A 13,697-nucleotide genomic window follows, 5' to 3' on the forward strand; every position below is an offset into this window, starting at 1 on the left:
TCAGTCAGCATCTGCAAGCTCGAGTCAATCTGCCTCAGTAAGTTCAAGCGAATCTGCATCGGTAAGCTCTAGTCAATCCGCCTCAGTAAGTGCAAGTGAATCTACTTCAGCAAGCTCAAGTCAGTCAGCATCTGCAAGCTCGAGTCAATCTGCCTCAGTAAGTTCAAGCGAATCGGCATCGGTAAGCTCTAGCCAATCCGCCTCTGTGAGCTCAAGCCAATCTGCATCAGTAAGTTCGAGTCAATCTGCGTCGGCAAGCTTAAGCCAGTCCGCCTCAGTAAGTTCGAGTCAATCTGCTTCAACAAGTACTTCAACTTCTGCAAGTATGCTAGCAGACGAGTTAGCGTTGGAAAGTGCCTCGGTATCAGCAAGTACATCAGTGAGCGAATCTACTTCAACGAGCGCATCACTCTCAGCTAGCATGTTAGCCAGTGAATCGACTCTAGAAAGTGCTTCGATTTCAGCAAGTATGTCAGTGAGCGAGTCTGCGTCGATTAGCGCTAGTCTCTCGACTTCAGATTCTATTAGTAGATCTGCGTCAGCAAGTGCTCTGGTATCTACTTCAACAAGCACCTCTCTCTCAATGGCAAACATTGCAGTCCAAGGTCAATCCGCTTCAAGCAAGCCGAAACAAGTCTTGCCAAATACAGGAGCGTCGACTTCGGTAGCATCTGCTTTGTTGGGAGCATTGACAGCTGTGACAGGTATCGGTCTTCTTGCCAAGAAGAGTCAGAATGACGATCAAGAAAGTCATTGATAAGATATAAAAATCAATGAATAAATAGTAAAATGGAAAACCTTTGAAAACATGATTTTTCAAAGGTTTTTTTCTATATGTGAGAAGGGGAAAATCCTCTTTTGAATTTGAAATAAACTAGGGGAAAAGGTATAATAGGAAGGTGAGATAATCATCGAAAAAATCAGAACTATAGTAGTAGAAAAGTAGCCAAACGAATGTGAAAAGAAAAGGGGACGAAATGAAAAAAGAGCTTCAAAAAGCCATTGTACTCGGTGGTGATAATACTTATATGGACAAGATTGAAACAACAATCAAGTCAATCTGCGCCCATAACCGAGCAGTGACTTTTTATGTTTTCAATGATGACTTGCCATCAGAATGGTTTCAGCTCATGGAGAGACGCCTAGAGCCTCTAGCCTCAAAAATCATCAATGTCAAGATTAGTCATCATGGCTTAAAAGAGTATCATCTTCCTTTGTCTCATCTAAGTTACGCGGCTTACTTTCGCTATTTTATTCCTCAGTATGTCAGCGAAGACCTAGCCTTGTACCTGGATTCGGATATCATCGTTAGATCAAACTTAGATCAACTCTTTTTAGAAGATATGGCGGACTGGCCAGTAGCTGCTGTCGCAGATGCTCTAGTTCCTAGCACTTTTAATTCCGGAGTCATGCTTATCAATGTAGCTCTCTGGCGTCAAGAAAAGGTGACGGAGCACTTGTTGAGCTTGACAGACCAACTGCATGATCAAGTTTTTGGCGATCAGGGCGTGTTAAATCACCTCTTTGAAAGTCGTTGGAAATCGCTGCCAGCTACCTATAATTTTATGGTTGGTATGGATACAGTGTCTCGAAATTATCAGATGGATTCTTGGTATAGGGATTCTCTTGCTACTGAGAAGACAGCCCAGATTATCCATTATACAGGGGACAAGCCTTGGTACCAAATCAACCTCAATCGTTTGAGGGAGGACTGGTGGTTTTACTACGGACTAGAGTGGTCTGATATCGTCATGAAAAAATGTGATTTCCATAAAGGATTGGCATCTTTAGTTCAAGCTCCTCAGTATGCGACCGCTATTTTTACCAATACGTGTCACATAGAGAGAATCGAACACCTGATCCAAGAATTGCCCGATGTAGAGTTCTCTATCCTAGCTCATACCAATTTTGCGCCGGAAATCATGAACTTACAATCGCATCTGAATGTACGCCTCTATCCTTACTTTAATCCCATGAATGTCAAAAAGGTTCTAGAAAAGATTGACTTTTACTTGGATATCAATCATGAGGATGAAATTGCAAACATTATCCAAGGGGTGCAGCAAAGAGAAATCCCTATATTTGCTTTTGAGACCACTAGTCATGACTCGAGTGATTACAGTCATGTCTACTCACCGGCGACCGTAGATCAAATGATCGAGTCTATCCGCACGCTTTTGGAATCACAGAAGCAGTCGTTGTAATCTGAAGGAAACTAAATGAAAAAAACAATTGTTCTTGCAGGAGATTATGCCTATATTCGTCAGATTGAAACAGCACTTAAGTCTCTCTGCTACCATAATAGCCATGTTAAGGTCTATATCTTTAATCAGGATATACCCCAGGAATGGTTTCGTGCTCTCAGACCGATAGTCGAGCAAATGGGTGGTGAGTTGGTGGATGTCAAGATGCTTGGTGCTCAGTTTCAGATGAACTGGAGCAACAAATTGCCCCATATCAATCATATGACCTTTGCCCGTTACTTTATCCCTGATTTTGTTGAAGAGGACAAGGTGCTTTACTTGGACAGTGATTTGGTTGTGACAGCTGACCTGACGCCTCTCTTTGAAATGGACTTAGGAGAAAACTACCTAGCTGCCGCACCATCTTGTTTTGGAGTTGGGGTTGGCTTTAATGCAGGTGTGCTCTTGATCAATAACAAAAAATGGCGGGCAGAAGCTGTGAGACAAGAGCTAGTTGAGTTGACGGAGCGGGAACACCAACATGTGAGTGAGGGAGACCAGTCCATCCTCAATATGCTCTTTCATGACAGCTATGCTCCTCTGGATCAGAACTATAATTTCCAGATTGGTTTTGACAGTGGGGCTGCCTCACATGGACATGAATTTATCTTCCAGATTCCCATAGAGCCCCTGCCAGCCATTTTGCATTTCCTTTCTCAAGACAAACCTTGGAACACTCATTCGGTTGGGCGTTTACGTGAGGTTTGGTGGCACTATCATCTGATGGAGTGGTCTGCCATTACTGAAAAATGGCGTCAGGATGGAATTGACTATCCAGTCACAGTCTATCAGCCAGCTATGACTTGTGTTAATTTGACCAATTCTTGGCATCTTGAGAAAATAGACTATCTGGTTCAAGCCCTACCAGAGGTGCATTTCTACATTGCAGCCTATACGACGATGGCACCTGAACTCATGCTCTTGTCACGTTTTGAAAATGTGACCCTCTATCCCAACACCTTCCCTCTCTTGGTCGAGAAATTGATCCAGCAGACAGATGTCTACCTTGATATTAACCACGATGACAAGTTGAGTGTCGTTTATGACTATGTTTCACGCTTTGAGAAACCGATCTTGAGTTTTGAGAATACCCAGTCCCAGGAACTACCTGAAAGTGCCTATGCAGGTATTTTCTCAGCAGAAAGACCAGAAGAAATGGTGGCTACTTTGAAGGCTTATCTGGACGAGAAAGCTCACGAAAACTGAGATAGAGATTTGAAGATACTAAGATAAAAAGGCTGGATTGGCCCCATGTGACAGGACGGAAAGATAAAAAGAAAAGGAGGAGTCAGTGAAAGAATTTCGTTCATCGATAGCGGTAAAAAAAGGGATGCGCACCCTGTTTTTGCTCTTTATTTATGTGCTCGGGAGTCGTCTGGCTCTTCCTTTTGTCAACCTCAATAGTCGGGATTTTCTCGGAGGAAGCGCAGCCTATTTGGACTTTTCAGTAGCTCTGACTGGTGGAAATCTTCGTAGCCTCTCTCTCTTTTCCATCGGGCTTTCACCTTGGATGTCAGCTATGATCTTGTGGCAGATGTTTTCCTTTTCAAAGAAACTGGGCTTAAACTCAGTTTCTTCGGAAGTTCAGGATAGACGGAAAATGTACTTGACGTTAGGGATTGCCTTGATTCAGGCCTTGGCCTTGACTACAAACCTACCTGTCCAAGCTCCCTACAATCCCTTCTTGGTCTTTCTCCTCAATACCAGCCTTTTGGTTGCGGGGACCTTCTTCTTAGTTTGGCTGTCGGACATCAATGCGTCTATCGGAGTTGGAGGCCCAATCGTCATTTTATTGGCAAGTATGGTGGCTTCACTCCCTCAGGACATCATACAATCGGTCCAAGTTCATAAGATCTCTCCTTGGTTGCTTTTCCTGTTGCTGATACTTGGCGTCCTCTTTACCTATCTCGTCGTTCTCTTTTACAGAGCGCGATACCGCATCCCTATCAATAAAATCGGACTTCATTCTCGCTTTAAACGCTATTCCTATCTGGAAATCATGCTCAATCCTGCGGGTGGCATGCCTTATATGTATGTGATGAGTCTCATGAGCTTGCCTTCTTATCTCTTGATCTTGCTTCAACATCTGGATAAGAGCAATCCACTCTATCCTGCCATACTGGAGCAGTATGCGATGGGGAAACCCTTGTGGATTTACGCTTATATTCTTATCCTCTTTGTCTTTAGCATTGCCTTTGCCTTTGTCAATGTGAGTGGTCAACAAATCGCAGATCGGATGAAGCAATCAGGAGATTACATCTATGGGGTCTATCCGGGTGAGGATACCAGTCGCTTTATCAACCGTTTGGTTCTACGATTTGCTCTGATAGGTGCAGTCTTTAACGTTACTTTGGCTGGACTTCCGATCTTGTTTGTCTTGAAGGATGAGAGTCTGTTAAAAGTCAGCATGATTCCTGGACTCTTTTTAATTTTGAGTGGTATGTTGTTTACAATTCACGATGAACTGCAAGCGCTCCGTCTAAATGAAAGGTATCGGCCACTATTCTAGGAGGTTTTGATGTATTACTTTATCCCAGCCTGGTATGGCAAGGAACGTCCCTGGCATGCCGATTTGACACCTTGGTATTTTTCTCATTTTAAGCTAGAATTTGATGACACCTTTAATCAGATTCGATTGATGCCACGCCAAGGGATTCCTGCACAGGTCCTCCTCATGTCCTATCAGCCTCATCTACGCTATTTTCTCCATCGTCAAGGTATTTTAGAAGCACAGGTTTATTCCTTATTTGATGAATTGCAGGATTTTCATGATATTCGACCGCAGGTCTTGCAGCTCAGAGATATTGAGTGGGATGAGGATTGCGACTTTGTTTACAGTCCCTTTACCATTTTGGTGCTGAAGGATGGCAAGCCCTATGCCCAGGTAGAGCATGGGATAGAAGGTTTTATCAGTATGATTCAGTATTTCAAGGAAGATGGGCTTTTGTCTGCCAATTACCTAATGGATGATCGGGGGCTGGTTTCCAGTGTGATTTACTACGAAGAGGGCCAGGCTCTCTACCAAGACTACCTCAATCCCAAGGGATTGTGGCAGTTTAGAGAGCATTTGCAAGATGATGGCCGTATCGTGGTCAATCCTATCTTTGCTTTTCGCTTCCAAAAAGAGTCTTACCGAGATATGGGAGATTTGATTGCGGAGTTTTTTGAGAAGAAAATAGCTCAACTCCCTGAGGAAGGAGCGACCTATTTTCTGCCTGCATGTGATCAACACAATGCCTTCCTTTTAGAACGATTGCCTCACCAAACCACCAAGGTTCTCAGTCTTTTTATCGGACGAAATCCTCAAGAGCAATTACCTCAGTTGGTGGATTTGTTGCCTAAGGTGGACCTTGTTCTGGTCGACAGAGAGGACACCTTGCGCTTGGCTCAGTCTGTCTTTCCAGAACAAGCAATGAAGTTTCGTCATTTATCGCCTTTTGATACCCGCTTGGAGCTGGGAAAGAGCCAGACTCGAAAAGAGTCTCTCCTCTACTATCAACTGGACTTTGAGCAGGGGATAGAAGACCAAGCGCTCTATCAGGTCTTGCATTTCCTTTCTGAAAACAAGGATACGGAGCTGGTCTTTGGAACCTTTGCTGCTAGTCAAGAAGAAATGAAGCAGCTGGAAACACGTGTTGCAGAGATGGTCGCAGAGCAGTTTCAAAACCAGGAGCTAGAGAAGGAAGTTGATTACCAAGGAGCTGAGAATCCGCTTGAGGACAATCGCCATCAGAGCAAGCGCTATTCGTTTGTCAATATGAAGGATGAATCGGAGTTAATCAAGCAACTGGAATTTGTTCGTTTGATTGTCGACTTGAACAGTCAGCCTCTTCTCTATACTCAGATAGCGGGGATTAGTGCTGGTATCCCTCAAATCAATAGGGTCAAAACAGAGTATGTCAGCCATCAGAAGAATGGATATCTGTTGGAAAACACTGCTGATTTTGCTCAAGCGGCCCATTACTATCTCGATAGCCTGCAGGTGTGGAATGATGCTTTGATCCATTCGATTGAAAAGATAAAGGAACACACTGGAGAGCAATTCCTAATCAAGCTAGAAAAGTGGTTGGAGGAGGTGACTCATGGAAAAGAAGTATAAGATCTTGCAAATCGGTCCAGATGATTGGCGAGATACACTTGCCCTACCAGCGCAATTAGACTGGTACCATGTTCCTCCCAACACACCGTCTGCTATCCAGAAAATCATGGATGAGAATGACCTAGATCACTTTCATGCTGTCATTCTCACGGATGGGGCCTATCTAGTAGATTTGCTGCCTTTTGCATCTAGCTTGGAACCCTATACGGTTTTCTATCCCGAACAGTTTGTAAGTCAGGATAAAAATATTCAAAACCTCATCAACCAGCACTGCATGCAAGAGATGGACATGTCAGACCGACAGGGCTTTGTTCGAGACCTTTCCACCTCCCTCTTTGAAGGTGGTTATGGAGACAAGCTGAGCCCAGCTACGATACGGATTCACCCGAGTTTCCAAGGCTCTGTCTCCTATCAAGGATTTGAGCATCTGGAATTAGAAGGTGATTTTGGGAAAACCTATACCCAGCTAGCCTATTGGGCCTATAATCAGTCTGTCCAAGCCCATGCACCAATCGAACTCTGGCTCGAATATGAAAAGAGTGGACCAGTGGAATTGCGCTTGCGTTTGCGAAAGATCCCAGCAGGATCCATCTCAGAGATAAAACAGGATATTCTCCTTGAGGAAGCAGACTTTGCCTCAGCAATTATTGTGGAGCAAGACTATGACGCTTATCTGAGCATTTCTCTTGAAGCGCGTGGCCGGGGAAAGGTCAACATCGGCAATCTCCACCAACGCTGGAGCCGGAAACAGTTTGGAAAGTTTGTTCTCGGAGGTAATATCCTGCATGACAAAAAACGTGAGGAAATCAACTATTTCTTTCACCCGGGGGATTTCAAGCCTCCTCTAGCAGTCTATTTCTCAGGTTACCGTCCGGCGGAAGGTTTTGAGGGTTACTGGATGATGAAGAATCTCAGATGCCCCTTTCTCCTCTTTTCGGACCCTCGATTAGAAGGAGGAGCCTTTTACCTAGGAACTGAGGAATTAGAAGATAAAATTCAAGCAACCATCCAACACTATCTAGACTATCTAGGCTTGGATAGAAGTGACTTGATCCTATCTGGGCTGTCAATGGGAACCTTCCCAGCCCTCTACTACGGAGCCTACTTTGAACCCAAGGGGATTGTAGTCGGAAAACCCTTGACCAATCTAGGAACCATCGCACAGCGGGGTCGACTAGAGGCACCAGGAGTCTTTCCGACTAGCTTTGATGTCTTGCACCTTCAGACAGGAGGAGTGAGCCAGAAAGACATGAAGGACTTGGATCAACGTTTTTGGACCCGATTTAAACAAGCTGATTTTTCCCAGACGACCTTTGGTCTTTCTTACATGAAGGACGAGGATATGGATAGTGGAGCCTATGACCAACTAGTGGAGACACTCTGTCAGACAGGAGCCAAGATCTTGTCGAAAGGGACAGCAGGTCGACACAATGATGACACAGGAACAAACGTTGCCTGGTTTATTCATTTTTACAAGATGATACTAGAAGAATACGGAAGAGGTGAGACATGATTATCATCAAGAGAGAGGATATTAGGTGGGGCGAGATGGGAGCCACTTATCTTTATGGTAGCCAGATCACCTATCATGCAGATGGTCATGTTACCCTGAAAAATCCTTTGCTGGCTTCAGGTGAAACCCTTAAAACCTGGTTTTCCAGTGTCAACTACCAGGCCACTAGAAGCCAGCCTAGCCTCCCTCTTCTTAAGAAAAATCATACCTACCGTCTATCTATGAAGATGCAGGTTCAACCAGCCAATGGTCTCTATCTCAAACTGACTTTTTTAAACCGTTATGAGGAAATCATCGAGGAGAAGATTGAAAGACAATTTTCCTTTAGCTTCACCTATCCTGAAACGGTCTACACCTATCGCCTTTCCTTGATTAGCGCAGGTTTTGAGGCTCTTGACTTTGTTTCGTTTTCTATTGAGGAGGATGATGGTGTTTAATCGTTTGTATCAAGAAAGACAACTGAGAAAGGTCAAGAAGCTTTTAAGCCAAATCAATGCCCTCAAAGAAGAGATGGCAGCTCTCCGTGATGAGGAAATGGCTGCAAAGACAGAGGAGTTTCGTCAGCGCCTTACCCAGGGAGAAACCTTGGATGAGCTATTGGTAGAAGCCTATGCCCTTGTCCGTGAGGCGGATAAACGTGTCTTGGGTCTCTTTCCCTATGATGTGCAAGTCATGGGAGCCATCGTGATCCATCAAGGAAATGTGGTTGAGATGAATACGGGTGAAGGCAAGACCTTGACTGCCACCATGCCCCTCTACCTCAATGCCCTAACGGGAAAAGGCAGTATGTTAGTCACGACTAATGACTATCTGGCTAGACGGGACGCAAGTGAAATGGGTCCAGTCTACCAATTTTTAGGTCTAACTGTTGGTCTGCCTTTTTCAGATGATCCAAAAGAGGACTTGACTGCGGAAGAGAAAAGGAAGATCTACACCTCAGACATCGTCTACACGACCAATAGTGTCCTGGGCTTTGACTATCTCAATGACAATCTTGCCTCCACTCGTGAAGGAAAGTTTCTGCCTCATTTTAACTATGTTATCATCGATGAGATCGATGACATTCTACTCGATAGTACCCAAACTCCCTTGATTATCGCAGGCTCTCCCCGTGTCCAGTCTAACTATTATGGGATGATTGATACCCTAGTGACGACCTTGGTTGAGGGAGAAGACTACATCTACAAGGAAGAAAAAGAGCAGGTTTGGTTGACACGAAAGGGGGCCCAGACGGTCGAAGGCTTCCTAGGAATCGACCATCTCTACAAGGAAGAGTACGCCAGTTATGTTCGACATCTAGTCTATGCGCTCAGAGCTCATACGCTCTTTACCAAGGACAAGGACTACCTGGTTCGAGGGCAAGAAATGGTCTTGTTAGACAAGGGAACAGGGCGTTTGATGGAAATGACCAAGCTTCAAGGTGGTCTTCATCAAGCCATCGAAGCCAAGGAACATGTGAAGCTTTCTCCTGAAACCAGAGCCATGGCCTCAATCACCTACCAGAGTCTCTTTAAGATGTTTCGTAAAATCTCAGGTATGACAGGAACGGGAAAGGTAGCAGAAAAAGAATTTTTCGAAACCTATAACATGTCTGTCATTCGCATTCCGACCAATCGCCCACTTAGACGAATGGACCATCCGGACAATCTCTATGTGACTCTCCCTGAGAAAGTGTATGCTTCTCTCGAAGCTATCAAGACTTACCACACCAAAGGCAATCCACTCTTGATCTTTGTCGGATCTGTTGAAATGTCCCAGCTTTATTCGTCCTTGCTCTTGCGAGAGGGGATTTCTCACAATGTCCTCAATGCCAATCATGCAGCGCGTGAAGCCCAAATCATCGCAGAGTCTGGACAGCTGGGGGCAGTCACCGTTGCGACTTCTATGGCAGGTCGCGGGACAGATATCAAACTCGGTCCAGGAGTCGCAGAATTGGGCGGTTTGATTGTGATTGGTACCGAGCGGATGGAGAGCCGACGGATTGACCTGCAAATCAGAGGTCGTTCTGGCCGCCAGGGTGATCCAGGCATGTCTCAATTTTTCGTGTCGCTTGAAGATGATGTGATCAAAAAGTTCGGACCGTCTTGGGTTCACGACCTGTATCAAGACTACCAAGTGGAAGATATCAGCAAACCTATCCTACTCAAGGCTCGCAAGTACCGCAATCTCGTCAGAAAAGCCCAAGAGGCTAGTGATAGTGCCAGTCGCTCTGCACGCAGACAAACCTTAGAGTATGCGGAAAGCGTCAATATTCAGCGTCAGATGGTCTACCAAGAAAGAGATTGCTTGCTAGATGGGAGCCGTGATTTAGAGCATATCCTTGAGGATATACTGGCAGACTATACCAAACAAATCTCAGAAAAAACCTATAGCAGTCCCCAAGAGCTCTTTCACTTCATCGTGACCAATATTAGCTTTGGGATGAGAGAATTACCGGCTGATCTGGATTTAGCTGATGCAGATCAGATTCGGGAGTTACTAGAGGAAATAATAGCCAAGGAAATCGCAGCTAAAAAGGAAGTCCTCCAACCTCACCAGCTCTATGATTCTTTTCTGAGAATATCCATGCTCAAGGCTATTGATGACAACTGGGTTGAGCAAGTCGACTATCTTCAACAGCTCAGTCTAGCAATTGGGAGCCAGTCTGCTTCTCAAAAAAACCCTATCGTGGAGTACTATCAGGAGGCCTATGCAGGCTTTGAAACCATGAAGCAACAAATCCGTACAGATATGGTACGCAATCTTCTCATGGGGATTGTGGAAGTAACGCCCAAAGGTGAGATTCTCACCCATTTTCCATAAAAAGAGGATCATATGACAATTTACAACATAAATCTAGGAATCGGTTGGGCGAGCAGTGGTGTCGAATATGCCCAGGCTTACCGAGCAGGGATTTTTAGAAGTTTAGACCTAGCATCTAAGTTTATCTTTACCGACTTGATTTTAGCAGATAATATCCAGCATTTAACGGCCAATATCGGTTTTGCGGATGACCAGGTAATCTGGCTTTACAATCATTTTACAGATATCAAGCTAGCACCGACCAGTGTTACGGTTGACGAGGTCTTGGCTTCTTTTGGTGGCCTTGAGAGTCATAGAGAGCAGGATGGCACAGTCTTGCGCGTCTACTTTTCAGATGAGGATAAGTTTGTGACCTGTTACTTGGTAGACTCGGCTAAGAATCTGGTACAGCATGCAGAGTATGTGTTTGGGGGGAACTTGATTCGCAAGGATTATTTCTCCTACACGCGCTACTGTACAGAATATTTCGCTCCCAAAGACCAGGTGGCTAGGCTCTATCAACGAAGCTTTTTCAATGAAGACGGCAGCACTGCTTACGATATCTTGCTGACTGAAGGCCAGGAAGAGGTCTATCGATTTAAGGACCGAATTCTGTACGGAAAGCCAGCCCTTATGCGCTATTTTATGCAAAGTTTGAACTTGAGCAAGTCTGATTTGGTCATCTTGGATAGGGAAACAGGGATTGGTCAGGCTGTTTTTGAAGAAGCACAAAAGGCCCATCTAGCAGTTGTCGTTCACGCAGAGCACTATAGTGAAAATGCTAGTAACGAAGACTATCTCCTCTGGAACAACTACTATGAGTATCAGTTTACAAATGCGGACAAGGTCGATTGTTTTATAGTGTCTACGGATCGGCAGAAGGAAGTTCTCGAAGGTCAATTTGCCCAGTACAGTCAGCATCGTCCACGAATCGTCACGATTCCGGTTGGGAGCATTGATCAGCTGACGGAGCCTGCTAGGGAACGCAAGCCCTTTTCTCTCATTACCGCTTCGCGTTTGGCCAAGGAAAAACACATCGACTGGCTCGTCAAGGCGGTTATCCAGGCGCATCAAGTCCTTCCTGAGCTTACCTTTAACATTTATGGCAGTGGGGGTGAGGAGTCCCTTTTAAGGGAAATCATCACGGCTCACCAAGCGGAGAACTATATCCAGCTCAAAGGGCATGCAGACCTGGCTCAGATCTATCCCCAGTATGAGGTCTATCTGACAGCCTCAACCAGCGAAGGCTTTGGTCTGACCTTGATGGAGGCAGTTGGTTCAGGCTTGCCCCTGATTGGTTTTGATGTGCCTTATGGAAACCAGACCTTTATACAGGACGGTCAAAATGGCTACTTGATCCCAAGTTCAGACGACCATGTTGAAATGGAAATTAAAAGGGCCTTCGCAGAAAAGATCTGCCAGCTCTATCAGGAAAATCATTTGCCAGCTATGCAAACAGCATCTTATGACCTAGCGAGAGAATTTTTAACAGATAAGGTAAGGGACAAGTGGAAGAAAACGATAGAGGAGGTCCTGCATGATTCAACTATTTGATCGATATGGTCAGGAAAGTCGAGATTTACATGAAAGTCTGGAAGCTGCTGATCTGTCCCATGTCACAGTTGTGATCGAGCCAGACGGTTTTCTCCCAGATGGGATTCTTTCTCCCTTTACCTACTATCTAGGTTACGAGTCGGGAAAAGCTCTTTATTTCAACCAAGTAGCCGTACCTGAATTTTGGGAGATTGCGGGCAATAACCAGTCGGCGCATATCCTAGAGGATTCTCGGGAGAGGGGCGTGATTCACTATGTGGATGCTCCCCAGGCCCGTCTGGTCAAGCAAGTCGACTGGAAGGACCTATCTGGTCGCATCTACCAAGCAGACCACTATAACCGATACGGAGTCTGCTTTGCCAAGACCACCTATAGTGCAGATGGGCAGGCTATCCTGACCAAGTATCAGGATGCAAAGGGGCAGGAAATTGTCCTAGAAAACCATGTGACAGGCGATATCCTCCTAACCTTGCCCAGACAAGGTCTGCGCCATTTTAAAAATCGAGTAGAATTCACGATTTTCTTTTTGCAAGACTTGGGAATCAACACTAGCCATCTTCTCTTTAACACTCTAGCTACTTCTTTCTTGGTCTCATACCATTATCCAGACAAGACTGGACAGGATATCTTAGTCTGGCAAGAACCGCTAGGTGATTGTCTTCCTGGGAATATGCAGTTGCTCTTGGAGCAAGAGGGGCTGAGAGCCAAGCAGATCCTCATACCAGATAAGGCTACCTATGAACAGGCCTTGACCTTGACCAATCCTGCCTATCATGACAAGTTTGTCCATTTAGGTTATCATTATCAGTTCAAAAGAGAAAATTTCGTTCGACCAGATGCCTTGATCGTTACCAACTCAGATCAGATCGAACATATCGGAACCCTGATTGAGTCCTTGCCAATGGTGACCTTCCGAATCGCGGCAGTGACTGAAATGTCGTCCAAGTTGCTGACCTTGCTTTCCTATCCCAATGTCGTTCTCTATCAAAACGCTAGTCCGCAAAAGATTCGAGAACTCTACCAGCTGTCGGATCTCTATCTAGACATCAATTACGGAAACGAGCTTTTGGATGCTGTCCGTCAAGCCTTCGAGCACAATATGCTCATCCTAGCCTTTGACCAAACAGCTCATAACAGATCTTACACAGCTCCAGAACACCTCTTTGATGTGCAGGCTGTTGGAGACATGATTGCGAAGATTCAAGAAGCTCTCAGCAGTCTTGATAAGATGGGCCAAGCCCTTGGACATCAAGGCCGCCATGCCAACTATGTGGACTTGGCTACTTACCAAGAGGGGATGGAAAGGATAATAGGGGAAGGACATGACTAAAAAAGATTTATTTTACAAGGATGTCGAAGGACGCATGGAAGAGTTAAAGCAAGGAGCGCTTAAGAAAGAAAAGCCTACCCGAGGAGAAAAGATCAGTAAAACCTTCTCCATTTTACTCGGCTTGCTCATCCTTCTTGCCCTGATCTTTACATTATTAGGAATCTTGAGGTGAAATTG

At 45.1% G+C, this 13,697-nt stretch carries 11 protein-coding genes; all 11 read left to right on the forward strand.

Features of this window, described 5'->3' with window-relative positions; all coding sequences use genetic code 11:
• On the forward strand, positions 1-757 hold a 757-nt coding region (locus Q4A91_RS00005; protein ID WP_303203910.1), incomplete at its 5' end, for an LPXTG cell wall anchor domain-containing protein.
• A gap of 220 nt (positions 758-977) precedes the next feature.
• Complete coding sequence (locus Q4A91_RS00010; RefSeq protein ID WP_303203911.1) at positions 978-2,204, forward strand: glycosyltransferase; 1,227 nt, start codon at positions 978-980, stop codon at positions 2,202-2,204.
• Positions 2,205-2,219: 15 nt separating this feature from the next.
• Positions 2,220-3,449: a glycosyltransferase gene (locus Q4A91_RS00015; protein WP_303203912.1), complete on the forward strand. Its 1,230-nt coding sequence runs from the start codon at positions 2,220-2,222 to the stop codon at positions 3,447-3,449.
• 85 nt (positions 3,450-3,534) lie between these two features.
• Complete coding sequence (gene secY2 / locus Q4A91_RS00020; protein WP_303203913.1) at positions 3,535-4,752, forward strand: accessory Sec system protein translocase subunit SecY2; 1,218 nt, start codon at positions 3,535-3,537, stop codon at positions 4,750-4,752.
• 9 nt (positions 4,753-4,761) lie between these two features.
• Positions 4,762-6,342: an accessory Sec system protein Asp1 gene (gene asp1, locus Q4A91_RS00025; protein ID WP_303203914.1), complete on the forward strand. Its 1,581-nt coding sequence runs from the start codon at positions 4,762-4,764 to the stop codon at positions 6,340-6,342.
• Positions 6,326-7,855 carry an accessory Sec system protein Asp2 gene (gene asp2, locus Q4A91_RS00030; protein ID WP_303203915.1) on the forward strand — a complete coding sequence of 510 codons (1,530 nt, stop codon included), beginning with the start codon at positions 6,326-6,328 and terminating at the stop codon, positions 7,853-7,855. The genes asp1 and asp2 overlap by 17 nt, the downstream gene beginning before the upstream one ends.
• Positions 7,852-8,292, forward strand: coding sequence for an accessory Sec system protein Asp3 (asp3, locus tag Q4A91_RS00035; RefSeq protein ID WP_303203916.1), 441 nt, complete (start codon positions 7,852-7,854; stop codon positions 8,290-8,292). Before asp2 ends, asp3 begins: the two co-directional genes overlap by 4 nt.
• Complete coding sequence (gene secA2 / locus Q4A91_RS00040; RefSeq protein WP_303204007.1) at positions 8,285-10,657, forward strand: accessory Sec system translocase SecA2; 2,373 nt, start codon at positions 8,285-8,287, stop codon at positions 10,655-10,657. Before asp3 ends, secA2 begins: the two co-directional genes overlap by 8 nt.
• 12 nt (positions 10,658-10,669) lie before the next feature.
• Positions 10,670-12,190, forward strand: a complete 1,521-nt coding sequence (gene gtfA, locus Q4A91_RS00045) for an accessory Sec system glycosyltransferase GtfA (protein ID WP_303203917.1) — start codon at positions 10,670-10,672, stop codon at positions 12,188-12,190.
• Positions 12,174-13,520, forward strand: coding sequence for an accessory Sec system glycosylation chaperone GtfB (gtfB, locus tag Q4A91_RS00050; protein WP_303203918.1), 1,347 nt, complete (start codon positions 12,174-12,176; stop codon positions 13,518-13,520). The genes gtfA and gtfB overlap by 17 nt, the downstream gene beginning before the upstream one ends.
• Positions 13,513-13,692 carry an accessory secretory system protein Asp4 gene (gene asp4, locus Q4A91_RS00055; RefSeq protein WP_303203919.1) on the forward strand — a complete coding sequence of 60 codons (180 nt, stop codon included), beginning with the start codon at positions 13,513-13,515 and terminating at the stop codon, positions 13,690-13,692. Before gtfB ends, asp4 begins: the two co-directional genes overlap by 8 nt.
• Positions 13,693-13,697: the final 5 nt, after the last annotated feature.

The sequence above is a fragment of the Streptococcus sp. genome (assembly GCF_030528045.1).
In the GTDB taxonomy this organism is placed as follows: Bacteria; Bacillota; Bacilli; order Lactobacillales; family Streptococcaceae; genus Streptococcus.